Below are 26,933 nucleotides of genomic sequence, written 5' to 3'. Positions count from 1 at the left end.
AAAAAATGATGAATGGTACCATCCATCATTTTTTATAGAGGCCACCAAGCGTAGCGCGGTAGCCTAAAACCCCAACATTTGATTTAGAACCTTTTTATATCCTCGAGCGCCTGGAGCTTAGCAGGATAGACACCGGCTTTCTAAGCCGTTGGTCAGAGATTCAAATTCTCTAGGGCGCGTAATATACAATCAATTGCGTACTGAAAAGAGTCCTATTTCTCATGAGCGGGTGAGAAATAGGACTCTTTTTTTGCTAGTGTTAATCTTATTATTTGCTCGTACGCCCTTGATATGCGTGGGTGTGCGGCGTTGATCCATTCCTTGAAGTGACGCCCCGAAATTCATGGAAATGTCCGCCATTTGGAAGTGGGATGGCCGGCCCTGTCACTCCTCTGATTTCATGAATATGTCCATCATCAACAGACGTGTAGACGAAGTACTGATGTGTATGCGGCATACCGCTCGGGGCGGGAGCTGTTGTTCCAGCGTACCTATGGCGATGACCAACATCGTAGGAGGTTTCCCCGGAGATATGGTGGACATGTAGAGGAACACGCCCCCATGAGGTGATGTACAAGTCGTGAGCATGGGCCGGCTCTCTCGTGTCACCTAATTCATATAAATATCCATTGATCGGTACGAACATATCTTCCTCCCCCTTTACACTCTTTTAAAAGTATGTGGCAGACGGGTGATTCATTCTTTCGTCCAAAAGAAAGAAACACGAGAAGAAAGCACTTGATCAAAGATATGCATATTAAATCTTTCTTGGTACAAGTGTTTGTTAATAAAAGGAAATAGCCGGAGGTTTCCCGGCTTTCCCAATTGCTCAATGGAGAAAAGATGGCTTTGTGTCTTAAGTCAATGAACATGCATATGGCCGCCGCTCGAGTCTCCGCCCATGACTATTAAAATCATCCCCACGGTAATTAATAGAATCGCCCATATTAATTCATAATTCACGATATATTTACGGAACTTCACCATGCCGGCGCGGTAGACAATCAGGGCAACGACGGTCATGGAAGCAAGCATGCCGAGTTCATGAACAATCCATAACGGAATAAGATCCGTTACCTTTTCCGCAGAAAGAATAAAGGGGGCGAACAGCAGTCCGGAACCGTGAGTGGATGAAGCGAGAAAGGACCACAAGATTAATTGTCCATAGCCTACTTTTAAGCCGCCGCTCCACTTGAAATGGCGGTAATACCGAAATAAGCGGTAAAACCCATATAGAAGGATGAAGAGGGAGATAAAGATGTGCACCGCATGTAAGGGAAAGTGAAACCTTGCAAAAGTTTGAACAGCGATAACGGCTCCATCGCCAAGCATTTGGCCAGCGGCAATGGGGAAAATCGCCCAAAACAATACCTTCGTATCATTGCGCTGAACGGCTAAGAAGACAGCAAATAACCAGCCCATGGCTGGATTAATACCATGAAAAGCCCCTAGGAGAGCGGCAGCGATTAACTGACTGTCATAGGATGAGAGGATGTCAGCCATTTCTCTGCCTCCGCTGGATGAGGAATTTACCTTCATGGGGTACCGCAATTCGGATGGAACAGCAGGTACAAAAAATATACTAGGTATTGCGACAAGTGTGCAATGCGTCGCTGGTGTTCTTGAATTTGCGGTCAATAAAATAAAGCAGGAGCTGCTTCCTCAATTTCCTAACGTAGATGATGTGGTTGCGCTGACACATACATATGGCTGCGGTGTCGCCATTAATGCACCGGATGCGGCGGTTCCTATTCGTACCGTACAAAACTTGTCCAGTCACCCAAACTTTGGGGGAGAAGTAATGATTGTGGGGCTCGGGTGTGAGAAGCTTGTACCTCAGCGGTTAAATGAGGGAAAAGATGAAGAAAATATTGTATCCCTGCAGGATCAAACGGGCTTTATGAATATGATTGAGTCAATCATGAAAATGGCCAGAGAACGATTGGAACGTTTAAACAGAAGGAAGCGGGAAGTATGCCCAGTTTCAGATCTTGTCATTGGTGTCCAATGCGGCGGAAGCGATGCTTTTTCTGGATTGACGCCTAACCCGGCTGTAGGCTATGCGGCTGATTTGCTGGTAAGAGCGGGGGCGACCGTGTTATTTTCAGAAGTAACTGAAGTGCGGGACGCTGTTCACTTGCTTGCACCGCGCGTGGAAAACGAAGAGGTTGGAAAGGCTTTAATTCGGGAAATGCAGTGGTATGATGAATATTTGAGCAGGGGACAAGCAGATCGAAGTGCCAATCCTTCACCCGGGAATAAGCGAGGAGGCCTATCCAATGTTGTAGAAAAGGCACTGGGTTCCATTGTGAAATCCGGAACAGCACCGATCACGGATGTGCTGGCACCAGGTGAAAAGGCAAGGAAAAAAGGGCTCGTTTTTGCGGCGACACCAGCGAGTGACTTTGTTTGCGGCACCCTGCAGCTTGCTTCCGGCATGCACTTGCAAGTATTTACAACAGGACGAGGCACTCCTTACAGCTTGTCCATTGCGCCGGTCATCAAAGTATCTACCCGCAATGCCTTGCAGGAGAAATGGCCTGATCTCATCGATATTAATGCAGGAAAAATCGCTACTGGTGAAGCCTCAATAGAGGAAGTCGGCTGGGAGATTTTCCGTGAAATTCTTGCCGTGGCCAGCGGGGATCGAAAAACATGGGCGGAAAAGTGGGGCATTCATAATGACCTTAGCCTCTTTAATCCTGCACCGGTCACTTGAACAAGTCATTGATCATTAAACAAACTCATGAAAAAGTCGATTCCTTCGCGTGCAGGAATCGACTTTTTTAAGTGGAAACGTGCTTAATGAACAAAATGTTCGAAAGGATCGCGATACTCCTTAAGAAGCGGTTTGTTTCCCTCTCGTTCATTCCCTTTCTAGCTTTCAAGTTGAGTGCTCAAGTACTTTTTGGCGAACATAATCGAGGTGTTTATACATTTGATTAAATGCTTCCTGCGGGTCGCGCGATTCAAGAGCCGCGTAGATGGCTTCATGGTAGGCAACGGTTAAGTCACGTTCCCGGTACTGAATAAGACTGTCAATTTTGCTATGCATAATTAGTAATGAATCAATCATTCCCTCGACAATCGGGTTATTTGCACTTACAGCGATAATATGATGAAATTCTTTATCAGCTTCTCCATAATCGTTGTCTTTGCTGTTGGCGATCGCGTCAATTGTTTTTCTTAATTCCCTCAGCTGCTCGTCCGTAATTTTTTCAGCAGCCATGGTCACAAGTCCAAGTTCTAAAGACATCCGAGCTTCAATGATCGCTGGAAGGTTATCTACTGCTAATGCCAGCATGATAGAGAAAGGCTGACTCCCAACTTTATTGTTGAAAAAGGTTCCCTCCCGAGTCTTTCGTGTAATGACACCAAGGGTTTCAAGTGCACTGAGCGCCTCACGTAGAACGGGCCGGCTCACTTGAAGTTCTTCCATTAACTCCATTTCAGGAGGCAGCTTGTCCCCAGCTTTCATCTTTCCGCTAATCAGCAGCTGCACAATTTGTTCCACTACCTGCTTCGAAAGAGTGCTGCGGTGGACAGATTGTACACCTATTTTCTTTAACGACGGTTCCATTTCGTACCCTCTTTTCTGTAAAAAAGCTGTCTGTATCATATTGTAAGACTAATTATATAATATCTTGCGTTTATTTTCATGGAAGGAAGAGTTCTTTCTTTTATGAATACGAAAAATGCGCCGCCCTTCAAGGACGACGCATAGATTCTTCAAGAGTCTTTATCTGACCAGGCAAGGTTTTTTTGGATCAAACTGCCATTCGGGAATTAAATATTGCATGGCCATAGCATCATTGCGGGCTCCCAGCCCCTTCTGTTTATACAATTGATGCGCTTTTTCTACTTGCTCCATATCCAATTCAATGCCAAGACCAGGTTTAGAAGGAACATCGACCGTTCCATCAACAATTTGAAGAGGCTCTTTCGTTAAACGCTGTCCATCCTGCCAAATCCAGTGAGTATCGATGGCTGTGATTTTTCCTGGTGCAGCTGCAGCTACGTGGGTAAACATAGCTAATGAAATATCAAAATGGTTATTGGAGTGCGATCCCCACGTTAGTCCCCAGTCATGACACATTTGAGCTACACGGACAGAGCCTTGCATTGTCCAGAAATGCGGATCGGCAAGAGGGATATCTACGGATTGAAGCTGAATGGAGTGCCCCATTTGCCGCCAGTCTGTCGCAATCATATTTGTGGCAGTTGGCAGACCCGTTTCGCGTCTGAACTCTGCCATAACTTCACGAGCGGAGAAGCCGTTTTCTGCTCCGCACGGATCCTCTGCGTAAGCTAGTACGTGATGCTGGTCCCGGCAAAGTCGAATTGCGTCTTTCAAAAGCCAGCCGCCGTTCGGATCAAGTGTTATCCGAGCCTGAGGGAAGCGTTCTGCCAGAGCTGTAACAGCTTCGATCTCTTCCTCGCCGCGCAGAACACCGCCTTTTAATTTAAAATCGTTAAAACCATAGCGAGCGTGAGCCGCTTCTGCTAAGCGGACGACCGCTTTCGGTGTTAATGCTTCTTCATGACGGAGGCGGAACCAATCATCCTCAGCCTCTAGGTCGCTTACGTACTCGAGGTCCGTCTTATGGCGATCCCCTACGTAAAACAAGTAACCTAGCATTTCTACTTTGTCGCGCTGCTGGCCTTCACCGAGAAGCGCAGCAACCGGAACGCCGAGGTATTGTCCCAGCAGGTCAAGAAGTGCGGCTTCTAAAGCGGTTACTGCATGAATAGTCGTACGGAGATCAAATGTTTGGTTGCCGCGCCCTGCCGAATCACGATCGGCAAACTGCTTCCGGACTTTATTCAACATATTGTTATATGTTCCTATGGATTGTCCGACAACCAGCTGTTTGGCGTCTTCAAGAGTTTGACGGATCTTTTCTCCTCCGGGCACTTCGCCTACTCCTGTATGGCCCATATTATCCTTTAGGATGACAATATTGCGGGTGAAGTACGGGGCATGGGCACCGCTCAGGTTAAGAAGCATGCTGTCGCGCCCTGCTACTGGAATGACGTTCATTTCCTTAATCACAGGTGTACCTGTTTGTACGTTTTCTTTAACTAATTGTGTATTCATTTATTTTCGCTCCTATCCAAATAAAGTGGTTTAGTTGATTAAGATTTAAGCTCTACTCGTTTGATTTCACCAACAAGGAACAGATAGCTGCAAATCGCGACGAGGGCATTGGCACCAACGAATACGAGAGCTCCGTTGAAAGATCCAGTCGTTGCGATAATATATCCGATAATAATTGGCGTTGTGATACCGGCAATGTTGCCAAACGTATTGAAAAGACCACCGCTCACGCCTGACATTTCCTTCGGTGATGTATCCGATACAACGGCCCAGCCAAGTGCGCCAAATCCTTTTCCAAAAAATGCAAGAGCCATAACGAAGATGACTACCCACTGTGCATCCACATAGTTCGCCGCTACTAGACTCATAGACATCAGCATACCAAGGACGATTGGGGTTTTTCGGGCCACGGTCAAGGAGAAACCTTTCCGCAGCAAGAAGTCTGAGAACAACCCTCCGAGAATTCCGCCAAAGAAGCCGCAAATGGCCGGAAGGGAGGCAATAAAGCCAACTTCAAGGATTGTCATGCCTCTTTCTTCAACGAGGTACACAGGGAACCAAGTAAGGAAGAAGTATGTCAGTGTCGTAATGCAGTATTGTCCTAAATAAACGCCCAGAAGCATGCGGTTGGAGAGGAGCTGCTTAACATTCTTCCAGTTGACGCCTTTTTTCTCTTCTGTTTTCGCTTCCGCTTGATCCATATTGATCAATGCGCCGCCTTCTTCGATATAATCAAGCTCGGCTTTATTCATGCGCGGATGTTCTTTAGGGCTGTGAATCACTTTCAGCCATGTAAAAGCGATAATGATACCTAAAGCACCCATAAAGTAGAACACATACTCCCAGCCAAATGTATACGTAATGTATCCCATGATAGGAGCAAAAAGAACAGTGGCAAAATACTGCGCTGAATTGAACGTAGCAGCAGCTGTTCCACGCTCGTGGCTCGGGAACCAGGAAGCCACGATCCGGCTGTTAGCCGGGAATGAAGGCGCTTCCGATAAACCTACAAGGAAACGGAGCCCAAAGAGGATCATGACGGCTGTTCCGGCTGTTCCAAAAAAGCCGATAAAGCCTTGCAAGAGTGTAAAGAAGGACCAGAGAAAGATACTCCAGAAATAAACTTTTTTTGAGCCAAAGCGGTCTAATAGCCATCCGCCAGGAATTTGCCCGGCTACATAAGACCAAGCGAAGGCGGAGAACACATAACCCATCATAACGGAATCTAAGCCAAGCTGGTTAGACATATCTGTTCCAGCAATTGACAAGGTCGCGCGATCGGCATAATTAAGGGCGGTAACGACAAAGAGCATGAAGACAACAAACCATCGCGCCCGTGTCTTTTTCTGGTGATCAGCAACTGGTGGAGGGGTCGGTAAAACTTTTTCTTGAGCTTTCATGTACTCACTTCCTTATAAAAAGATATTAACCTCATTTGACACCGCTTACAATCAAGAAATGTATGGATAATTAGATTTTGAATGTCCTTTTTAGAGTGTGGCATCGCTCCCTTTATGTTGCCGTTTGTTTAATTTTGTCCAATTGTAAGACAAATAAAATTATCTGTCAATTAGTTTTTTTCAAAAAAATGTCTCTTCTTTTTTCTTCCTTTTCATTTTTTTGAGTCCATATATTAAGGAAAAAAAGAGGAGAAAAAGCGACAAAAGAACAAATATTTTCAGAAAATAAAAAAACTTGATTGATCTATTAGTTTATTTGTCTTACAATAAAACAAAATATAAAGGGAGGAATAAACATGAATACGAAACGAAAGGCCCCCAAAGGGATTTTAGGATTTCCTATTGCACCATTCTCAGAAAATAACAAACTGGATGAGCAAAAACTTGCTCAAAACATTCAATTTCTATTAGACGAAGGGCTTGAGGCGATCTTCGTAGCATGTGCAGCCGGAGAGTATCCGTCACTAAGCAAAGAGGAATACGAAGCAATGGTAGAAGTAGCTGTATCCGTAACGGCAGGGAAGGTCCCTGTATACACAGGAGTAGGAGGCAATATTCAAACTTCACTAGAGCTTGCCCGTATATCAGCGGATAAAGGAGCGGAGGGTTATTTGATTCTGCCTCCGTATCTTGTACCAGGCGAAACGGCAGGCCAGGCTGCTTACTTTAAGACTATTGCAGAGAGCACAGATTTAAATGCGATCGTTTACCAACGCGACAATCTTTCCTTGTCTGTCGCTACGCTGGAAGTGCTTGCCGACGTCCCTCAGGTAGTCGGCGTAAAAGACGGGTTAGGAAATATGGAGTTAAACACGCTTCTTACACAAACTTTTGGCGACCGGTTCAGCTGGCTCAATGGCATGCCGCTGGCAGAAGTGACTATGCCCGCGTATGTACCGCTTGGCTTTGAATCTTATTCATCAGCCATTTCTAACTATATTCCGCACATATCGAGGAAGTTTTACAGTGCGGTGTTAGAAGGAGATCAAGAGGTAGTCCATGATATTTATAAGCACGTCATTTTGCCAATTAACAATATCCGCTGTCAGCGTAAAGGATATGCTGTTTCGCTGATTAAAGCAGGCATGGAAATTATGGGCATGCCAGTAGGGCAAACGGTGCGGCTGCCGATTCTGCCAGTTGAAAAAGGCCATTACGCAGAGATGGAAGCCATTTTGGAAAAGGTCCTTGAGCGTTTCCCAAAAGAAAAAACAATTCAATCTATCTAACAATAGAAGGAGGAACTATAGATGGCAACAACAGTTCAGACGAAAACATATCTTAACTTCATCAATGGCGAATGGGTGGCTTCTGAATCACAGGAGGTAGACCACAGCCTAAACCCTGCCAGCAAAAAAGAGGTTGTAGGGTACGTACAAAAGTCAACAGAAAGAGACTTAAACCACGCAGTAAAAGCGGCGAAGCAGGCGAAGGAAACATGGCGCAAGCTCTCCGGCGCTGAACGAGGAGAATACTTATACAAGGTGGCGCAAATCCTTGAAAGACGACTAGATGAAATAGCAGAATGCGCCACACGGGAAATGGGAAAAACCTTGGCTGAAACAAAAGGAGAGACAGCCCGCGGCATCGCCATATTGAAATACTATGCAGGAGAAGGGATGCGCAAAGTAGGGGATGTGATTCCATCTACAGATAGTGAAGCACTTATGTTTACTACACGCACGCCGCTTGGGGTTGTCGGCGTCATTACTCCTTGGAACTTTCCGATTGCGATTCCTATATGGAAGATGGCTCCGGCTCTCGTGTACGGAAATACTATTGTAGTGAAGCCTGCCGGTGAAGCGTCGGTCACTTGTGCAAAAATTGTAGAGTGTTTTGAAGAAGCTGGTCTGCCAAACGGCGTGGTGAATATGGTAACGGGCCCTGGAAGTGTCATTGGTCAAGGGATCGCTGATCATAAGGATGTAGACGGCATCACGTTCACTGGCTCAAACAGCGTAGGAAAGCGAATCGGACAAGCCGCTTTAGCTAGAGGAGCGAAATATCAGCTTGAAATGGGCGGAAAAAATCCAGTGATTGTTGCAGCTGATGCAGATCTCCAGCTGGCAGCAGAAGCGGTGATTGCAGGCGCTTTCCGTTCAACAGGCCAAAAATGTACAGCAACGAGCCGTGTCATTGTGGCGGCTGAAGTATTCGACGAGTTTAAAGAGCTTCTTCTAACCAAAACGAAAGAGCTTTCCGTCGGCAACGGCTTAGACGGCCAAACATGGATGGGGCCATGTGCAAGCGAAAGTCAATTAAACACTGTTCTTTCTTATATAGATAAAGGGGTGCAGGAAGGCGCCACTTTACTCACTGGCGGCAAACGCCTGGAGAACGGAGAACTAGCCGATGGATTTTACGTAGAACCAACAATTTTTGAAAATTGCACGCAGGATATGGCGATCGTACAAGAGGAAATTTTCGGACCTGTGATTGCTTTAATGAAAGCGGACTCTGTAAAGGAAGCCTTGAAGCTGGCAAATAACGTAGAATATGGCCTGAGCGCTTCTATCTTCACAACGAATATTCAGCATTTGCTTTCATTTGTTAGCGACATGGAAGCAGGGCTGATTCGAGTGAACGCAGAGAGTGCGGGCGTTGAATTGCAGGCTCCATTTGGAGGCATGAAAAACTCCAGCTCCCATTCCCGCGAACAAGGAGAAGCAGCTAAGGAATTCTTCACTTCCATTAAAACGGTATTTGTTAAATAACAAGATACAAAGGAAGAAATGTAGTGTGAGCTGTGACTCTTTTTGGGAAAGATAGATGCATTTGTCTGAATACAGTTATAAAAAGGTTCTAGAAAAAATAAGATCGCTAACAGAGTGAAATACCTTAACCAAGCCGGTCGGTGAAGCAAACAGCAGCGTGTGGTTTGCTTTATTCTCAGAAGAATATGTTCAACAGGATCCCTCTTGGCGGAGGGATCCTGTTTTTGCTTGGAAAGATCTCCTCTCTTAAGATACCGTGCGGGCGTATGATCATAATTTTAGATAATTGTGCACACCCCCGTACCGTATGCATACAATTTAATATAGAGATTTTTAAGAAGAAAAGGGTGACGCTTATATGGACAATAACGAGGATATCAAAGGAACACATAGGTTAAAGAAAGAAAAAGATGAGTTAATCACCCGGCTAAAGCGGATCGAGGGGCAAGTGCGCGGCATTCAGAATATGATTGAAAGTGACCGGTATTGTGTAGATATTCTCACTCAAATCTCTGCGATCAATGCAGCTCTGAATAAAGTAGGACTTCATTTATTGGCAGACCACACAAAGCATTGCGTAACAGATGCGATCAAGACCGGAGATGGGGAAGAAGCGATTCAGGAGCTAATGGAAGTGTTTAAGCGATTTTCTAAATCCTGATGAACCATACCAGCCATCGATGATAGCTGGTATGATTTTTAAACATATGTATACCCTACATGGGTAGGGAGTGCTGTGTTGATAATAAATCGGTATTTCCGTTGGTGAGGAAGGGAAATATATAAGTAAAAAACAGAAGATGCTTTCTAAAGAAACGCATTTCTCTTTACTACCCTACAGGGGTATGGTACCATATAAGTATAAAAATGAAGTTTATTATTTAAAAAGGAGGAGTTTTTCTTGGAACAAGTAATACTTTACGTACAAGGCATGTCTTGCGGGCATTGTGTTCGTTCTATTGAAGGAAGTGTAGGTCAATTAAAAGGTGTGGAATTGGTTAAGGTCCACCTTGCTGAAGGAAAAGTAGAGGTAGCCTTTGATGCCAATACAGTCAGCTTGAAAGAAATTAAAGAGGTTATCGAAGACCAAGGGTATGATGTAGAACAAGAACAGCCTGTCTGAGGCTGATTAAAACAAAAAGAAACCGTGCTCTTCTTAGCACGATCCATTTTTAAGAAAATATACACCTATACAGGGGCGGCAGGATAGGAGTGAAAATATGAGCCAGAAGGAAGCAACCCTGCAAATATCAGGAATGACATGTGCCGCATGTGCCACACGTATTGAAAAAGGATTAAATAAAATGGACGGTGTGGAGCAGGCAACGGTCAACCTGGCACTTGAAAAGTCATTGATTCAATATGATCCATCCAAGCTGAGTGAAACGGACTTAGAAAAGAAAGTTGAATCACTTGGCTATGGGGTGGTGAAACAAAAAGCCGAATTTGATATTACCGGGATGACATGTGCCGCATGTGCTGTGCGCATTGAAAAAGGGCTAAATAAAATGGATGGTGTAGCCTCCGCCAACGTCAATTTAGCACTTGAAAAAGCCACTATTGAATTTAACCCTTCAGAGGTATCCGCTGGGGATATTATTGCAAAGGTAGAAAAGCTGGGATACGGGGCACATCCAAAGCAAGAAGAGACTGAACAGGTCGATCATCGTGAAAAGGCGATCCAGGATCAAAAGCGTAAATTTATCATTTCGGCGATTTTATCGTTGCCGCTGCTGTGGACGATGGTCGGGCACTTTTCATTCACTTCGTTCCTGTATGTACCGGATATTTTAATGAATCCATGGATACAAATGATCTTGGCTACGCCGGTACAGTTTATTATTGGTAAACAGTTTTACGTGGGTGCTTATAAAGCTCTTCGCAGTGGCAGCGCCAATATGGATGTCCTCGTTGTGATGGGTACGTCAGCAGCCTATTTCTATAGCGTCTATCAGGCAATTATTACGTCAGGGTCACATCATGCACCGCACTTATACTTCGAAACAAGCGCGGTGCTGATTACGCTCATTCTTCTAGGTAAATTATTCGAAGCGAGAGCAAAAGGCCGTTCATCGGAAGCGATCAAAAAACTAATGGGGCTTCAAGCGAAAACAGCAGTCGTGCTGCGTGACGGTGTGGAAAAAGAAATACCGTTAGAAGAAGTCGTAATTGGTGACACCATTTTAGTAAAACCGGGCGAGAAGATTCCAGTTGATGGAGAAGTAGCAGAAGGAATCACCGCTGTAGACGAATCTATGCTGACAGGTGAAAGCTTGCCGGTAGATAAACAAGCAGGTGACGTGTTATACGGATCAACCATTAACAAAAACGGTTTCATCAAGATGACAGCGACGAAAGTTGGCCGTGACACCGCATTAGCCCAAATTATTAAAGTCGTAGAGGATGCGCAAGGTTCGAAAGCACCTATCCAGCGCCTGGCAGACCAGATTTCGGGCATTTTCGTACCAGTTGTAGTAGGAATTGCTATCATCACATTTTTCGTATGGTTTATATGGATTCAGCCAGGTGATTTTGCTCAGGCGCTTGAAGTGTTAATTGCTGTCCTTGTCATTGCTTGTCCATGTGCGCTTGGTTTGGCCACACCAACTTCTATTATGGCTGGTTCAGGCCGTGCAGCCGAATTCGGTATTTTGTTCAAGGGCGGCGAGCATTTAGAGCAGACACAAGGTGTTGATACGGTCGTTGTTGATAAAACTGGTACGGTTACACATGGGAAGCCTGTATTAACAGATGTGTTACTGGCAAGCGGTCAAAATGAAGAAACATTTTTATCCCTGATCGGTGCAGCAGAAAAACAATCCGAGCACCCATTAGCCCAGGCTATTGTTCAAGGTATTCAGGAGAAAGGCATTAAGCTTGGCAGTGTGCAATTCTTCGAAGCTATTCCGGGATACGGTGTGCAGGCAACGGTGTCGGGCCAAGGGATCATTATTGGTACACGCAAGCTCATGCAGCAATACGGCATTGATATTACACCGGTTCTCCCCGCAATGGAAAAGCTAGAGAGCGACGGCAAAACCGCGATGCTCGCTGCTGTTAATGGAAAATACGCAGGGCTCGTGGCGGTGGCAGATACGATTAAAGATACATCTAAGGAAGCTGTGCGCCGATTACAGCAGATGGGCATCACGGTCATCATGATGACAGGTGATAACCAGCGTACCGCCCAGGCCATTGGCAGAGAGGTAGGCGTTGACGCAGTCATTGCGGAAGTGCTGCCTGAAGATAAAGCCAATGAAGTGAAAAAGCTGCAGCAACAGGGCAAAAAAGTGGCCATGGTCGGAGATGGCATTAATGATGCACCAGCGCTCGCTACAGCGGATATTGGAATGGCCATCGGTACGGGTACAGACGTCGCCATGGAAGCGGCAGATATTACACTGATCCGGGGCGACTTAACGAGCATTGCCGATGCGATTGTAATGAGCCGCAAAACGATACGCAACATTAAGCAAAACTTATTCTGGGCATTTGCCTATAATACCATTGGGATTCCAATTGCGGCAGCAGGGTTCCTTGCACCATGGGTGGCAGGTGCTGCTATGGCCTTCAGCTCTGTGTCGGTCGTATTGAATGCTTTACGCTTACAAAGAGTCAAATTAGAAAAGTAAATGATCTGTCGTCTATAGAGGAAATTGCAATTTGCGCAGTTTCCTCTATGTTTTTTTCTTGAATCATATGTACCAACTTCTGCATGTCCTTCTGCCTACTCAAAATGAGATGATAGGATGGAGACTTTTTCTAAAAAGGTGAAGCCTTCAGCCGGTTAGGTTATTGAGTTTTTTGTTCCTACAGGTATAATATGTACATACCGAAATTCGGAACTTAAAGATCCAAGCAATGGGAAAGGGGACAGCTCGTGCAAATCAAAAATAAGACAGTCGTAAGGTCAATGGATATCTTGAATCTTTTCTTAACATATCCAAAGTTAAGCTTTAATGAGATCGTCCAAGTTTCAGGGATCCCAAAAACATCGGTTTACCGAATGGTCATGTCACTTGAGGAGATGGGGTTTCTAGAAAAGGATAAAGATGGAAAATATGTACTTGGGTTACTGTTTCTTCAGTTTGGCCAGCTAGTAGCGGAACGGCTCGATATCCGGCAAGTCGCTTTACCCGTTATGCAAAAGCTCCATGAAGAGGTGGGAGAAGCGGTGAATCTGATTGTACAGAAAGGCCGGGAAGCCATCTATATTGAGAAGCTGGATACGAAACAGCCTGTCAGACTTTACACAGGAGTGGGAAGAAGGTCGCCGCTTTACGCTGGAGCTTGTTCCCGTGTGATTCTCTCTTTTTTACCGGAGGAGGAGCGGGAGCAGTATCTGGAGGAAATTGAACTTCATCCGATTGCGTCGGGGACGATTACGAATAAAGAGAAGCTTCGTCTTTTGCTGGAAGAATCTCAAAGAACGGGATATGCAGTGAGCCACTCGGAGCTTGCCGATCATACATCTGCGATTGCGGCTCCGATCTTTGATTATAAGGGTCAAATCATAGGCGGGATTAGCATCGCTGGTCTCAGTGTGAATTACCAGCCGGAGGCCCTGCCTTCACTAGCTGAAAAAGTGAAAAATGCGGCTCTTGAGATTTCAAGGAAATATGGATACTTGCAGTGACGGGATTCCTCACTATATAAAGTACGGTTCGAGTGTTTAGGCACCATGAAAAGGACCCGGCTCAAATGCCAGGTCCTTTTATCATTCTTATCTTACAGTACGCCGAGTTCTTCATCCCGAAGATCGGTAATAAACATATGCCCCGGCGCATGAGTGATCATCAAGGCTGGCTTTGTCGCCATGGCTACTGCCTGAGGCGTGACGCCGCACGCCCAAAATACAGGAACTTCATTCGCTCTTACTGTAACCGCATCACCGAAGTCAGGGCGGGCAATGTCTGTAATGCCAAGTGCCTCTGGGTTTCCAATATGAATAGGAGCTCCGTGAACCGCCGGAAAGCGTGATGTCACCTGTACAGCACGCACGACGTCTTCCTGAGGAATCGGGCGCATGCTGGCGACTGTCATCCCGTGGAATTTTCCAGCTGGGGTGCATGAAATGTTTGTCACATACATAGGGACATTGCGCTCTTCCTCAATATGCCGTATTGGAATGCCATTCTGAAGAAGGGCATGTTCAAATGTGAAGCTGCATCCAATGAGAAAACCAACCATATCTTCTTCCCAATAGCTCGTGATGTCGGTTACCTCTTCTGCTAGTGTCCCATGTCTATAAATTCGGTACTTTGGAATATCTGTCCGTATATCGCCGGTCGGAGCCGCCATTTGAGGAATCGGCGAACCCGGTTCAGTCACGTCAAGAATCGGACAGGATTTTGGATTGCGCTGAGCAAAGAGCAGGAAATCAAACGCATCCTCCTTCTTTAGGATAGCTAAATTAGCTTGCGCAAATCCATTAGCCATTCCCGCTGTGGGCTTTACCAGTTCATTGCGACGAATCATTTCACGTATGTTCGATGGCTGCATAGAAGCAAGGTTGTTCATATCCTTCATCCCTCTTTTTATCATAATGACGATTTATTAAAACAGCTGTGGAAGCGAGTTGATAATGGTATAGCCGCCCATAAGTGCCATAATAACGACCACGAATACTCCTGAAACCGTCAGCCATAATGGGTGCTTATAATCACCGACAATGCTCTTTTTATAAGCAGCAATAAGCAGGGTGCCGAGAGCAAGCGGGAGAATCAGAGCGTTTAAGGCCCCCACAAGAACGAGTACTTTGACAGGCTTTCCGATCAATACAAAAGAGATGGTTGAAATGATAATAAAAGCAACCGTAATCCAATTGTGGTTTTTCTCTAAACGGCTGCTAAACGTCCGGATAAATGATACCGATGTATAAGCAGCACCCACGACGGAAGTAATCGCAGCCGACCACATGACAATTCCGAATATTTTATAACCAATGTTACCGGCTGCCAGCTGGAACACAGAAGCCGGCGGGTTATCCGGATCAATTTGCAGTCCTTGTGATACAACACCGAGTACGGCCAGAAATAGGGCAATGCGCATAACCGAAGTGATTAAAATACCAATCACCGAACTTCTTGTAACTTGAGGCAGGGCATCTACGCCTTTTACTCCCGCATCTAATAAACGGTGGCCTCCGGCGAAAGTAATGTACCCGCCTACTGTACCTCCTACTAATGTGACAATGGCCAATATATCAATTTTCTCCGGTGCCACTGTTCGGACGGCCGCCTCACCGATAGGCGGTGCTGTCGAAAAGGCGACATAGATCATTAAACCGATCATCACAAATCCGGCAATTTGCGTAAAACGATCCATTGCTTTTCCAGCTTCTTTTACTAAAAAAATGAGAAGAGCAATGACACCGCTGATTACAGCTCCTGTTTCCGGTGAAATGCCCATTAACGCATTTAACCCAAGACCCGCACCAGCAATGTTTCCAATATTAAAAGCCAGTCCTCCGAGCACAATTAAGAAGGCAAGAACATATCCGAGACCCGGGAATACCATGTTCGCAATATCTTGTCCTCTTCTTTCCGACACGGCAATAATCCGCCATACATTTGTTTGAGCAAAAATATCAAGAATAATAGAAGCGAGAATGACAAAGCCGAAGCTCGCGGCTAATGTTTGGGTAAAGACGGTTGTCTGTGTCAGGAAACCCGGCCCGACGGCTGAGGTGGCCATCAGGAAAGCCGCTCCCATTAATAACGTCCAATTGAGTTTTGGTGCAGCCGGTGCCTTTTTATCCTGCTTTTCTGTCACTTTAGATGGTTCCATTGTTGCTCCTCCTTAACAACCTTCTTTTCTTATTCACTGATCGCTTTTACTGAGATGTCAGAGGCTTGAAGAGTTTGGCGAATATGGCGGGCGAATGTTAGTGCTTCGGAACCATCTCCGTGAATACAAACTGTGTGAGCCTTGACTGAAACATCAGTGCCTTGCTGAGAAAACACCTTTCCTTCCTTTACCATACGGACAACCTGCGAGACCGCTTGCTGATCATTGTGGATGAGCGCATCCGGCTGGCTTCGCGGCGTTAAGGAGCCGTCCGCCTGGTAAGTCCGGTCAGAAAATACTTCATGAGCGGTTTGCAGACCAATTTTTTCGCCTGCCCGCACTAATTCACTGCCTGCAAGGCCAAAAAGAATGAGCTCTGGGTTCACTTTATAAACGGCTTCTGCAATCGCTTCTGACAGCTCGCTGCTTTTGGCAGCCATATTATAGAGCGCACCATGCGGCTTGACGTGCTGCATAGCTGCTCCCTCTGCTTGTATAAATCCGTTAAGAGCGCCGATTTGGTAAGTGACCATATCATAGGCCTCTTGCGGTGAAATACTGATGTTACGCCGTCCGAAACCGATTAAGTCAGGAAGTCCCGGGTGCGCACCAATCTTAACCCCTTTCTCAAGAGCTAGACGAACCGTTTGACGCATCACGGACGGATCTCCTGCATGAAACCCGCAGGCGATGTTGGCCGATGTAACGAAGCGAAGAATATCTTCATCTCTTCCCATCTTATAGGCCCCAAAGCTTTCTCCTAAATCGCAATTTAAATCAATTCGATACATAGAAAATCCCCCTGTTCTATCTATGAAAATATTCATTCACAGTACAAGATGGAAGAACAAGTACTATGAAAGTGGAAGGCAATAGCTAGGTAAGCGTTTGCAATTAAATTAGGCGTATTGATGAAGCTGAAAGGTCTTGTGCAAAAGGCAGTCTTCTTGTAGCTGATCATAAAATTTGTCTAATTTTTGAGATAATTGACTCTTCACACCGGCTTTTTGTCCGAATTGAGGAATTGATGTTTCGAATAATAACATAAAATAATTCTCTTGTATATAACTTAATTTTCAAATTACTTCCCCGCGTACCTACTGGAAACTTTATGATCATCTATAAAGGAGATGGGTAAAGAGGCATAGAACTATAGCTCTCTAGAATGTGTAGGAGCCCACTCCCTAAAGATTGACTCTTGTGTTTCTATATTCAGATAATTATAATTAATTTATATTCCATTAAATAAAACTTAAGTTCCGTAATTAGAAACAAGAAGAGGTGATGACGTGCTTCAAACCATTTCTTATGGGAAAACAAAAATTGAAATGAAACCAATCGGGGATTCATCCGTTTGTATTCAATTTGGTACAGAAATTAACCGTGAGGTACACCGCAAAGTGAAAGCGTTATCGGATTACCTTGAAGAACATGCTTTCACTGGATTTATTGAATGCGTGCCAGCCTTTACAAGCGTAACGGTCTTTTACAATCCTTTATTGGTTCATCGTGCGTACAAAAAAGAACCTCTTTTTTCTCATTCAGAGAAAGAACGTTCACCCTATAGACTCGTCTGCTCGGTGCTTCAAGAGATAATCAAGAAACTGGAAGAGACGAAGGCGCAGAAACAGCGAACGGTGGAAGTTCCAGTTTGTTACGGGGGAGAGTTTGGGCCGGACTTAGAAGCTGTGGCTAAGCATAATCAGCTATCGATCAGTGACGTTATTGACATCCATTCTAACGGAGAATATCTCGTATACATGATTGGGTTTGCCCCGGGTTTTCCTTATCTAGGCGGAATGTCTGAAAAAATTGCCACACCTCGCCGCCGTTCACCTCGTTTATCGATCCCAGCAGGATCTGTGGGAATTGCCGGCATGCAAACGGGCATCTATCCGATCTCCACACCTGGCGGCTGGCAATTGATTGGCCGCACGCCCATTGAGCTTTTCTGCCCGAGTGAACATCCCCCCACTCTTCTTCAATCGGGAGATATGGTCAAGTTTGTTCCCGTTTCTTTTGAAGAATATAAAGCATACAAGGAGAAAGCAAAATGAGTATAAGAGTGAATCGTCCAGGTCTGTTAGCCAGTATTCAGGATTTAGGAAGATACGGCTTTCAAAAGTATGGGGTAATCGTCAGTGGGGCGATGGATGCTGTCTCTCTTCGCCTGGCTAATTTATTAGTCGGCAATGAAGAGGGAGAAGCTGCTTTAGAGGTAACGTTGATGGGAACATCTTTGGTGTTAGAGGAGGATGCATTAATCTCTATTACCGGGGGAGACTTATCTGCTGTCATCGATGGAGAAGCTGTCCCTATGTGGAAGCCCGTTTATGTAAAAAAGGGAAGTGTGCTTCAATTTAAGGGATGCCAATCCGGCTGCCGAGCATATGTCGCCGCCTCTGGCGGCTTTGCTGTTCCGGAAGTCATGAACAGCAAAAGCACCTATTTACGAGGAGAAATCGGCGGATATGAAGGCCGGGCTTTACAAGCTGGAGACAGGCTAAGATTAAATGAAATGCCCGAAAGAGCGATCCCTCTTTTTCAGCAATTAAAACGCATAGGCCGCTCTCGTTCGTATACAGCGACCAATTGGTCGATCAATTCAGCTCGTTTTATATGTTTAAAAAAGCCTTCTACGGTCCGTGTGATGCGCGGAGCTGAATTTGATCGTTTCAATCAACTAAGCCAAACACAATTCTTTGAACAAGATTTTCAAATAACTCCAAAGTCTGATCGTATGGGCTACCGAATGTCAGGGCCAGGCTTAGAGCTGAAAGAGCCCTTTGAGCTTGTCTCCGAGGCTGTATCTCACGGGACCATTCAAGTACCGCAAGACGGGAACCCTATTATCCTTCTTGCGGACCGGCAGACAACCGGAGGCTACCCTAGAATTGCCCAGGTAGCAACAGTGGATCTTCCGATTATTGCCCAGCTAAAGCCTGGCGAAAAAATTCGTTTTAAAGAAATTACATTAGAAGAAGCAGAGCAGCTTTATCTCGAACAAGAGGAATGGATTCAGGAAGTAAAAATTGGGGTGTCGCTCAAGCCGGGGCTGGCAACGCTAGTATAAAAGAGGTGTAGAAGAGTTTTAATTACGGTTTCTTTGATGCTCTTTTGGTGATATGTTCTCTTGCCGGTCTTTTTCTCTCTCTAATTCCTTTCCATTTCCCGTTTCGTTAGTGTAGGGTTATGGATAGATTTTGATGGAGAAGGTGACTTTTCATGCGGACCATTTTAGTAGTAGATGATGATCTTCATATTTTAGAGCTGGTGCGGCTGCATTTAGTGGCTTGGCGTTACAAGGTGCTGACAGCAAGTTCAGGGGAAGCGGCTTTAAGGCTGGCGGATCATTCGGTGGACTTGGCCATTGTGGATGTGATGATGCCGGGAGTGGACGGCTTTCAGTTAACGGCTCGATTAAAGGAAGAATGGGACATGCCTGTGCTTATGCTGACGGCGAAAGGAGAGCTGGAGGATAAGCGGGAGGGCTTTATGAGCGGGGTGGATGATTATGTGGTGAAGCCGTTTGAGCCGGAGGAATTGCTTTTCCGGGTGCAGGCCATCCTAAGGCGTTATGATAAGCCCACTGAAAGTAAGATCGAGGTAGGGGATCTGGAGATTGACCGGCAGACCCTGCAAGTGGTGAAAGGGAAGCAGAAGCTGATGCTGCCGTTGAAGGAGTTTGAGTTATTGGCAATATTGGCATCGAGACCTGGCCAGGTGTTTGAACGACGTTATTTAATGGAACAAGTATGGGGCTTGGACTATGAAAATGATGATACGCTCAACACACATATGAAACGGATCCGGGAGCGGCTGTCAGCTTTGCAGGCATCGGTTCATATCCATACAGCGCGGGGCGTGGGGTACTGGTTAGAGGAAGAAAAATGAAGATCAAGTCATCCTTATATATTAAGTATGTTGTCGTGGCAGTGTTGATCATGGTCATGAGCGGAGTAATCGGCTTCTTAGCGACCAATATGTATTACCACCGGGTCGTGAAAGAGAAGAATGACGCAAAAAATGTAGCTATTGTGAGCGAGATGGCTGCTTACATAGTGGGCCATCCGGGGTTAAGCCTCGAGGAGCATATGGCTATGCTGGGGAAGGCCGGCTATCAGATTTACGTTGTCAATGAACGTGGAGAGGAAGGCTTTTACGGGGGGCCTTATCGTTTGAAAGAACTAGATGACCAGGTTATAGAGGATGTATTGGCTGGGAAAGTGTTTCACGGGATTCGGGATTATCCGAGGCAGCTCTTTGTTACAGGATTCTTTGCGAATGATCTCCAGAATTCGGTAGGTATTCCTTTTACCTTCAATGGTATTCGGTATGCGATGTTTGTCCGGCCGAACATCAGCCTGCTTTTCAGTGAAGTCCATACTATTCTTGGCGGCTTAGCCTTGTTGGTGCCGTTAATCAGCTTGCTGGCTATTCTTTTGTCTGCCTGGTACATAATCCGGCCGATTAAAGAATTAACCGCTGGCACGGCACGAATCGCTTCGGAGGACTATGATGCAACGGTACGGGTAAACCGCTTTGATGAGCTCGGTATGCTGGCGAACAGCTTTAACAAGATGGCGAGACAGCTAAAAGCTAATGAAGAGGCACGTAAAAGCTTCATCCGCAATGTATCGCACGATTTCCAATCTCCTCTGCAGAATATCAGCGGATATGCGGCGCTATTAAAACGAGAGAATCTGGATGCCGCAAACCGTGAGCAGTATGCGTCTGTCATTGAAAGTGAAACATGGCGGCTATCCAATTTAACGAAACAGCTCCTGTTGCTGACATCGCTTGATCAGCCAGCTGCCTATGATATGAACCAGTCGGTCGCTCTGCACGAACAAGTGGAAGCTGCAGTCATGAAATACAATTGGCTGCTTGAGAAGGAAAAGATCTCAGTATGGCTGGATATAGACGAAGTATTTGTTAAGGGGAATGAGACATTATTAGAGAATGTATGGGAAAATTTGCTGACGAATGCAATTAAATATAACCAGCCTGGCGGAGATATTCGGATCAGCATAAAAATGGAAAATGGCCAGATAAACGTCTCATTTGAAGACACGGGGATTGGGATTGCAGAAGAGGATTTGCCCCGCGTTGTAGAGCAGTTTTATCGTGGAGACACTTCCCGCTCAACCAAAGGTACAGGATTGGGCCTGGCCATTGTTACAGAAGTGATGGAGCTTCATCATGGAGAGCTGCAGATAGCTAGTAAGCCAGGCAAAGGCACAAAGGTAACAGTCTTGTTGCCAAAATCGTGACAGGCTGTTTAGATTGAGTTTAGATTCATTTTCTATACTGCTTCTATACAACAAGTATGGAGGTATGTTTATGGAAAAGGTTTGGAGTGTGCGTCTGATTCGCTTGGCGGCAGTGTTCGGTCTTTTAGGAGCGATTGTAGGGTCTGATATGTCGGGGTCTGGTAATTATCAACTTCGGGCTATTCATGCCCATATGCTAGTAGTTGGCTGGCTGTCGGTATTCGCCTGGGGACTGTTTTATAAAGTATATGAGGTGAAAGTGAAGAAACTCGTTTCCCTGCACGGATGGACGGCGGCTGTCGGTTCTGTCGGCTTAACGGCAGGGATGCTTTTATACAATGTGAATCCGTTTAACTTTAATGAGGTTTTTACACTCATCGCTTTTATTGTTGGCGGCACCGTGCTGCTGATCAGCTTTGTAGTATTTATCTTGATTTCTTTCCTGCTAGAGAAAGAAGATAGCCTGTAACAGCATACATAGCTGATCTTACCCTGATTTACTGGGCTTTTTTGCAGGAAGACTTATAAACAAATTCTGGCATCCGTTGTTCGCATAATTGTGAACACTTTCATCATGCGGTATCATATAATCAGCAAGCTGACATTTCCCACGACTGGAGTGAACGAAGATGGATACTGAACATGCGGAGAAAGTAATAACGGATTTTCTTCTTGATCGTATAGTTCCATCGGTCATTTATTTGTTCGGTTCTTATGCGGCTAATCGTACTCACAGCAACAGCGACATTGATATTGCGTATTTAAGTGAAAAGAATCTCAGTAATTACGAGCGCTTTATGCTGGCACAGGAGCTTGCGGCCATTGTAAATAAGGATGTAGATCTTATCGATTTAAAACAAGCCTCCACGGTCTTTCAGGCACAGGTTATCGAAAAAGGAAAGGTTCTGCACGGCAATGATTCAAATGAAAAGGCACGGTTTGAAATGCAGGCGTTGAAGAGCTATGCTATGTTGAATGAGGAGCGGCGCATGATTCTAGACAGTATTTCGGAAAGAGGCCAAATCTATGAAGAGTGATGTAATCTTAAATAAAGTGGGTACTATTGAACGTTGCGTGAAGAGAATTAAGGAGGAATATGCGGATAATCCAGCTAACCTGGAGAATTATACGAAGCAGGACTCCATCATTCTTAATATTCAACGAGCTTGTGAGGCCAGCATTGACATTGCGATGCACGTAGTAGCTGATAAAAAGCTGGGGATTCCGCAAACGAGCCGTGATGCTTTCGAGCTGCTAGCTAAAAACGGCATCATCACAGAAGAGCTCTCTTTTAAGATGAAGGCGATGGTCGGATTTCGGAATATTGCCGTTCACGATTATCAGGATATTAACTTAGAGATCGTTAAAGTTATCATTGAGAAGCATTTAGCGGATTATAAAGTCTTCGCGAAGCAAGTGCTTACTTTCGAAGGATAAAAATAGAAAACAGGTACACAAAGAAACTCCTTTCTTCGTCAAAGGAGTTTTTTTTATTAATCGATGGCCTGCATCGCCTCATAAGCTAGTAGTAATCATAAGTTGTGGAGGCGAGAGGGGGGAGGGCTTGAAACGGCTGCTGCTTAATTCCCTTCGTGAGGGAGGATTAATATTGTATGTACGGCATGGAGAAGCAACTATTGGAAGGGATTGGCCTAAGGTGGATTTTCGAAATTGTTTTACTCAGAGAAACCTTTCTGAGCAGGGGAGAAGGCAGGCTATTTATTATGGAGACATCCTCCGGTATTTCAAAATCCCTATTCAGCATCCTGTTAGTGCCAGTCCTTTTTGTAGAACACTAGAAACAGCGCAGCTGGCTTTTGGGAGTGCAAATGTAAAAATTGATCTGTTTTGGGTCGGGGCACAGAAATTGAATGAAAACTTGCCTAGTGAGGAAAGAAAAAGGGTGTTAGCTCACCTTCAGTCCATATTAGAAACAAAGCCGGCAAGAGAAAAAAACAAAGTGATTATAGCTCACAGCTTCCCGGCGGGTGTGGGATTAGGCCAGATTCCTAATATGGGGACAGTGATTATAAGGCCTAAAGGACAAGGAAGCGGCTATGAAGTCGTTAGCCGGCTGTCCTTATCCGATTTGGGTACGTTGGAGAGTTAGAGAAGAATGCATAAGAGATTGCCCTGGATATTTCAGGGTAATCTCTTGTCATTTATGCAGATGAATTCTTCTTCGGCTTTTCTCTTTTCAAAGCAATGGCTAGCGATACACACATAGCGAGTAAAATAAGCGTGAATGGAAGGGCAACAATGATAGAGGCTGCCTGCAGGGCATTAAGGCCACCGCTCAACAACAAAGCAGCTGCTATTCCCGCTATTAAAATGCCCCAGATCACCTCCGTGCTTGTTTTCGGCTTTAATGTGCCCTTGGAAGAGAGCACGGCGAGTACATAAGTGGCTGAAGCTGCTGATGTGACAAAAAAGATAGCAATCAAGACAAGTGCCATCGCGCTAAGTACCATTCCTAAAGGCAGCTGCTGCAAGGTAAGAAAAAGCGCTACTTCGGGATTTTCCTGGGCAGGTCCAGCTATATCAGCTGTCCCGTTCATTTGAAAATGAAGCGCCGTTCCGCCGAATACGACAAACCAGACAGCTCCCAGCAGTGCCGGAACAAGCAGAGCGCCAAGAACAAATTCCTGGATCGTTCTTCCTCTAGATACACGGGCAATAAACGTCCCGACAAATGGTGCCCAGGCAATCAGCCAGGCCCAGTAGAATACGGTCCACTTTTCCTGCCACTCCGATTCGCTGTAAGGAGCGACATCAAGACTTAAGGAAGGGAATTCATTTATATAAGAACCAAGTGTCGTAAACAGGTTCTCTAAAAGCAGAACAGTTGGACCTAATAGGAGGACCGTAACGAGCAGTACAGCTGCCAGTATAAGGTTGGCATTACTCAGTTTACTAATTCCTTTGTCCACCCCTGCAATAACAGCTATCATGAAAACCACACCGACCGCTGCGATGATGATCAACTGGACCGTTGAGTTATTTGGTGTATTAAATACTTCGCTCATGCCTCCGCTCATCTGTAAAGCGCTCAGTCCGAACGTCGTAGCAATCCCAACTGTTGTTGAAACGACTGCAATGATATTGATGGCTTTTCCGATTGGACCGTTGACGTTTTCTCCGATCAGCGGGTAGAAGGCATGGCTGATCAGCCCCGGCTTTTGCTTTCGGAATTTAAAATAAGCGAGAGCCAGTCCGACTGTGGCATAAATGGCCCACGGCTGAACCGCCCAGTGAAAGACAGCGTACTTGAGGGCAGCCTGTGCAGCGGCATTTGTCTCTGCTTCAATTCCGGGAGGGGGAGATACGTAATGGGAAATAGGCTCAGCGACTCCCCAGAAGACCAGCCCAACCCCCATACCAGCAGCAAACAACATGCCAATCCAGGAGAACAGGGAATAATCGGGCTCGCTGTCTGGACTGCCTAGTTTGACTTTACGGCTGCCGCTGAATGCTAGATACAAAGAGAATCCAACAAACACGGTGGTTGCCATAATATAAAACCAGCTTAAATGAGCTGTCACCCAGTTAAGTCCTGCTGTCATGATTTCATTAAAGTGCACGGGTTTAACGGCACCCCAGATGACAAAAATCCCTACAATCGCTATCGATATGTAAAAGACAATTCCGGGCTTTTTAGAAGAGGAGGCTTGGTGGCTATCATTATTTTTCATATGCTCACTCCGTTTTTGTATTGATAGGCCTCCTATTCTATTGCCAAGAGGGAAGGGTGTTTAAACGAACACAGAAGAAGCTGCTTGCAAAAGCTTATAATTTGAGCTTCGCAGGCAGCCTTTTGTTTGTTTTCTGGAAACGTATGGTCTAAAGCGAAAGGGGCAGTTCTTTCACGCCTCTTACAATCATACCCGGTCTCCATTCAAGTTTTTCTTTATCCACTTTCAGCTTAATATTCGGGAAACGCTGCAAAAGACTGTTAATAGCGACTTCGCCCTCTAAGCATGCGAGCGGGGCACCAAGGCATAAGTGAATGCCTTTTCCAAAAGCAAGGTGAGGGCTTTTTTCACGAGTAATATCAAATACCTCTGGGTCTTTAAACTGATCTGGATCGTGGTTAGCAGAATTCAGGGCAATCACCACTAAGTCTCCTCTTTTGATTTGTTTTCCTTTAAATTCAAAATCCTCACGGGCCCAGCGGGAGGTACTGAATTCAACCGGTCCGTTATACCGTAACGATTCCTCAATGGCTGTGTGGATCAGATGGGGATTATTTTTCAGCAGCTCCAGCTGGTCAGGATACTCTAATAAGGAAAGAACGGTATTGCCAATCAGGTTGACGGTCGTTTCATGCCCGGCAATAATGAGAAGCGACACGACGCCGTATAATTCTTTCTCTGTTAATTTCTCTCCTTCATCCTCCGCTAAGATTAGCTGGCTGATCAGGTCTTGTCCTAGATTGGCCCGTACCTTTGCAAAGCGTTCGCCAAGATATTGGGTGAATTGCTGCATATGAAGGAAGATATCGCCTGCATGCTCGCCGCCTGACCCTTCAATTAGTGAATTGGACCATAGGCGGAATTTGTCCCGGTCTTCTGCTGGGATGCCAAGAATCTCGCAGATTACAATAATCGGCAGGGGAAAAGCGAAGTCATCAATTAAATTGACGTGATCCTTTCCGGCTATTTTCTCTAAAAGTTCATCTGTAATTTCTTGTATGCGGCCCCTCATTTCTGTAATCATCCGTGGTGTAAAGGCTTGTTGTACAAGACCCCGCAGCCTTTTATGATCAGGCGGATCCGAAAAAAGCATATTGTGGGTGAAAATACTGCCGTGTTCCATGTTCCCGCCCATTAATTTAGAGAAATCCTTAATTAATCGAAGGTCTTTCAATGCTTCAACTGCATCCTCATATCTTGTAATCATCCAGCCATGCTGTCCATCGGGAAAGAGTGTCCGATATACCGGTTCTGTTTCTCGCAACTTTGCATAAGTGCGATAAGGGTTTTTTGTGAATTCTTTCGTAAATAATGCGTAACTTGCTGCCTCATCAGAACTCATTTTTTCGTCTCCTTCCAAAAAATAGTTAAATCACAGCTTCATTATAAGTCAATAGGCTATCTAATAGAAAGAAATAGGGGGTGATGGCTAAAGAGCCGGAGGTTTAACGATATGCCAATTGAGTAAAAAGGCAACTAGCTGCAAATAGGTTAAAGAGATTTATCTATTTAATTAAGAGTGCGGCCATGCATGGCCGCTTCAGGTAAACCTTTTATTACAATAACTTTTTAATGAATTGTTGACAATGAATAAGAAGAAATGTTATATTAGTATTCGTCGCCGAGAGATGCGGTGCTGAAACAAAAGCAAAAAAGAAAATCTTACAAAAGTGATTGACTTTGTTTTCTAGACATGATATGCTTATTTAGCTGTCGAAGAAAACAGTGTTTTGAAAAAGGAAATAAAAAAGATGTTGACTTTGATATTGAATATGTGATAAGATATAAAAGTTGACTCTTGAAAAAGAAAGGCAACATTGATCTTTGAAAACTGAACAAAATACATGCCAGTTAATTCTTGATTTATTTATTTTATGAGCAATCAAACATCTTTTTGGAGAGTTTGA

Annotated in this window: 24 protein-coding genes, 1 tRNA gene and 1 pseudogene; 16 read left to right on the top strand and 10 right to left on the bottom strand. The window is 45.1% G+C overall.

The genetic code is table 11. The features are described from left to right. Positions 1 to 106 precede the first annotated feature (106 nt). Positions 107 to 179, top strand: a tRNA-Arg gene (locus tag QY97_RS15405). An 89-nt stretch (positions 180 to 268) separates the two neighbouring features. On the opposite strand, the gene QY97_RS15400 is transcribed toward QY97_RS15405, so the two are convergent. Continuing rightward, a complete protein-coding gene (locus QY97_RS15400) occupies positions 269 to 646 on the bottom strand; it encodes a YmaF family protein (RefSeq protein ID WP_039231421.1) in 378 nt (125 codons plus the stop codon). Between the two features lie 215 nt (positions 647 to 861). Further along, positions 862 to 1,503 (bottom strand): hypothetical protein, encoded by a 642-nt coding sequence (locus QY97_RS15395; RefSeq protein WP_039231419.1) that lies wholly within the window; start codon positions 1,501 to 1,503, stop codon positions 862 to 864. A 7-nt stretch (positions 1,504 to 1,510) separates the two neighbouring features. Between QY97_RS15395 and garD the strand changes: the two are divergent. Further along, positions 1,511 to 2,719 (top strand): annotated as a pseudogene (garD, locus tag QY97_RS15390) (galactarate dehydratase); the annotation flags it as partial. Between the two features lie 165 nt (positions 2,720 to 2,884). On the opposite strand, the gene QY97_RS15385 reads toward garD, so the two are convergent. The 3 genes from QY97_RS15385 to QY97_RS15375 all read right to left on the bottom strand — a co-directional run bounded on the left by QY97_RS15385 (position 2,885) and on the right by QY97_RS15375 (position 6,498). After that, positions 2,885 to 3,580 (bottom strand): FadR/GntR family transcriptional regulator, encoded by a 696-nt coding sequence (locus QY97_RS15385; RefSeq protein ID WP_039231416.1) that lies wholly within the window; start codon positions 3,578 to 3,580, stop codon positions 2,885 to 2,887. A gap of 159 nt (positions 3,581 to 3,739) precedes the next feature. Next, positions 3,740 to 5,098, bottom strand: coding sequence for a glucarate dehydratase (gudD, locus tag QY97_RS15380; protein ID WP_039231415.1), 1,359 nt, complete (start codon positions 5,096 to 5,098; stop codon positions 3,740 to 3,742). Positions 5,099 to 5,136: 38 nt separating this feature from the next. Beyond that, positions 5,137 to 6,498, bottom strand: coding sequence for an MFS transporter (locus QY97_RS15375; RefSeq protein ID WP_046128777.1), 1,362 nt, complete (start codon positions 6,496 to 6,498; stop codon positions 5,137 to 5,139). A gap of 356 nt (positions 6,499 to 6,854) precedes the next feature. Here QY97_RS15375 and kdgD point away from each other — a divergent pair, with 356 nt between their 5' ends. From kdgD to QY97_RS15345, 6 genes are all read left to right on the top strand, one after another. After that, positions 6,855 to 7,787 carry a 5-dehydro-4-deoxyglucarate dehydratase gene (gene kdgD / locus QY97_RS15370; RefSeq protein ID WP_039231413.1) on the top strand — a complete coding sequence of 311 codons (933 nt, stop codon included), beginning with the start codon at positions 6,855 to 6,857 and terminating at the stop codon, positions 7,785 to 7,787. A gap of 21 nt (positions 7,788 to 7,808) precedes the next feature. Next, positions 7,809 to 9,272, top strand: a complete 1,464-nt coding sequence (gene gucD / locus QY97_RS15365; RefSeq protein WP_039231411.1) for an alpha-ketoglutaric semialdehyde dehydrogenase GucD — start codon at positions 7,809 to 7,811, stop codon at positions 9,270 to 9,272. A gap of 358 nt (positions 9,273 to 9,630) precedes the next feature. After that, positions 9,631 to 9,933: a metal-sensing transcriptional repressor gene (locus QY97_RS15360; RefSeq protein ID WP_039231409.1), complete on the top strand. Its 303-nt coding sequence runs from the start codon at positions 9,631 to 9,633 to the stop codon at positions 9,931 to 9,933. A 240-nt stretch (positions 9,934 to 10,173) separates the two neighbouring features. Next, positions 10,174 to 10,395 carry a copper chaperone CopZ gene (copZ, locus tag QY97_RS15355; RefSeq protein WP_039231406.1) on the top strand — a complete coding sequence of 74 codons (222 nt, stop codon included), beginning with the start codon at positions 10,174 to 10,176 and terminating at the stop codon, positions 10,393 to 10,395. A gap of 97 nt (positions 10,396 to 10,492) precedes the next feature. After that, positions 10,493 to 12,904, top strand: coding sequence for a heavy metal translocating P-type ATPase (locus QY97_RS15350; RefSeq protein ID WP_039231403.1), 2,412 nt, complete (start codon positions 10,493 to 10,495; stop codon positions 12,902 to 12,904). A 248-nt stretch (positions 12,905 to 13,152) separates the two neighbouring features. Continuing rightward, on the top strand, positions 13,153 to 13,908 hold the full coding sequence (locus QY97_RS15345) for an IclR family transcriptional regulator (protein WP_039231399.1): 756 nt from the start codon (positions 13,153 to 13,155) through the stop codon (positions 13,906 to 13,908). Between the two features lie 92 nt (positions 13,909 to 14,000). Here the strand turns inward: QY97_RS15345 and QY97_RS15340 are convergent, their stop codons facing one another. The 3 genes from QY97_RS15340 to QY97_RS15330 are packed head-to-tail and all read right to left on the bottom strand — an operon-like array spanning position 14,001 to position 16,852. Further along, on the bottom strand, positions 14,001 to 14,792 hold the full coding sequence (locus QY97_RS15340; protein ID WP_039231395.1) for a putative hydro-lyase: 792 nt from the start codon (positions 14,790 to 14,792) through the stop codon (positions 14,001 to 14,003). Positions 14,793 to 14,828: 36 nt separating this feature from the next. Further along, positions 14,829 to 16,061: an NRAMP family divalent metal transporter gene (locus tag QY97_RS15335; RefSeq protein WP_039231393.1), complete on the bottom strand. Its 1,233-nt coding sequence runs from the start codon at positions 16,059 to 16,061 to the stop codon at positions 14,829 to 14,831. Between the two features lie 29 nt (positions 16,062 to 16,090). Next, a complete protein-coding gene (locus tag QY97_RS15330) occupies positions 16,091 to 16,852 on the bottom strand; it encodes a LamB/YcsF family protein (protein ID WP_039231390.1) in 762 nt (253 codons plus the stop codon). A gap of 537 nt (positions 16,853 to 17,389) precedes the next feature. Between QY97_RS15330 and pxpB the strand changes: the two genes are divergently transcribed. The 8 genes from pxpB (at position 17,390) to QY97_RS15290 (ending at position 23,444) form a co-directional block, all read left to right on the top strand. Continuing rightward, positions 17,390 to 18,118: a 5-oxoprolinase subunit PxpB gene (gene pxpB, locus QY97_RS15325; RefSeq protein WP_046128600.1), complete on the top strand. Its 729-nt coding sequence runs from the start codon at positions 17,390 to 17,392 to the stop codon at positions 18,116 to 18,118. Beyond that, positions 18,115 to 19,134, top strand: coding sequence for a 5-oxoprolinase subunit C family protein (locus QY97_RS15320; RefSeq protein WP_039231388.1), 1,020 nt, complete (start codon positions 18,115 to 18,117; stop codon positions 19,132 to 19,134). Before pxpB ends, QY97_RS15320 begins: the two co-directional genes overlap by 4 nt. 152 nt (positions 19,135 to 19,286) lie before the next feature. Then, positions 19,287 to 19,955 carry a response regulator transcription factor gene (locus tag QY97_RS15315; RefSeq protein WP_039231385.1) on the top strand — a complete coding sequence of 223 codons (669 nt, stop codon included), beginning with the start codon at positions 19,287 to 19,289 and terminating at the stop codon, positions 19,953 to 19,955. Next, positions 19,952 to 21,334, top strand: a complete 1,383-nt coding sequence (locus QY97_RS15310; RefSeq protein ID WP_039231382.1) for a sensor histidine kinase — start codon at positions 19,952 to 19,954, stop codon at positions 21,332 to 21,334. The genes QY97_RS15315 and QY97_RS15310 overlap by 4 nt, the downstream gene beginning before the upstream one ends. A 70-nt stretch (positions 21,335 to 21,404) precedes the next feature. Next, positions 21,405 to 21,803: a hypothetical protein gene (locus tag QY97_RS15305; protein WP_039231379.1), complete on the top strand. Its 399-nt coding sequence runs from the start codon at positions 21,405 to 21,407 to the stop codon at positions 21,801 to 21,803. A 160-nt stretch (positions 21,804 to 21,963) separates the two neighbouring features. Then, positions 21,964 to 22,371, top strand: coding sequence for a type VII toxin-antitoxin system MntA family adenylyltransferase antitoxin (gene mntA / locus QY97_RS15300; protein WP_039231376.1), 408 nt, complete (start codon positions 21,964 to 21,966; stop codon positions 22,369 to 22,371). Next, positions 22,361 to 22,771: a type VII toxin-antitoxin system HepT family RNase toxin gene (gene hepT / locus QY97_RS15295; protein WP_039231373.1), complete on the top strand. Its 411-nt coding sequence runs from the start codon at positions 22,361 to 22,363 to the stop codon at positions 22,769 to 22,771. The genes mntA and hepT overlap by 11 nt, the downstream gene beginning before the upstream one ends. Positions 22,772 to 22,898: 127 nt before the next feature. Beyond that, on the top strand, positions 22,899 to 23,444 hold the full coding sequence (locus QY97_RS15290) for a histidine phosphatase family protein (protein ID WP_039231371.1): 546 nt from the start codon (positions 22,899 to 22,901) through the stop codon (positions 23,442 to 23,444). Positions 23,445 to 23,496: 52 nt separating this feature from the next. On the opposite strand, the gene QY97_RS15285 is transcribed toward QY97_RS15290, so the two are convergent. Then, positions 23,497 to 25,026 carry a BCCT family transporter gene (locus QY97_RS15285; protein ID WP_083965884.1) on the bottom strand — a complete coding sequence of 510 codons (1,530 nt, stop codon included), beginning with the start codon at positions 25,024 to 25,026 and terminating at the stop codon, positions 23,497 to 23,499. 148 nt (positions 25,027 to 25,174) lie between these two features. Continuing rightward, positions 25,175 to 26,368 carry a cytochrome P450 family protein gene (locus QY97_RS15280; RefSeq protein ID WP_039231368.1) on the bottom strand — a complete coding sequence of 398 codons (1,194 nt, stop codon included), beginning with the start codon at positions 26,366 to 26,368 and terminating at the stop codon, positions 25,175 to 25,177. Positions 26,369 to 26,933: the final 565 nt, after the last annotated feature.

The sequence above is a fragment of the Bacillus thermotolerans genome (genome assembly GCF_000812025.2).
GTDB classification, from domain to species: domain Bacteria; phylum Bacillota; class Bacilli; order Bacillales; family Domibacillaceae; genus Quasibacillus; species Quasibacillus thermotolerans.
The sequence above is the reverse complement of the archived record's forward strand: the minus strand, read 5'-3'. Positions and strand labels throughout refer to the sequence as shown.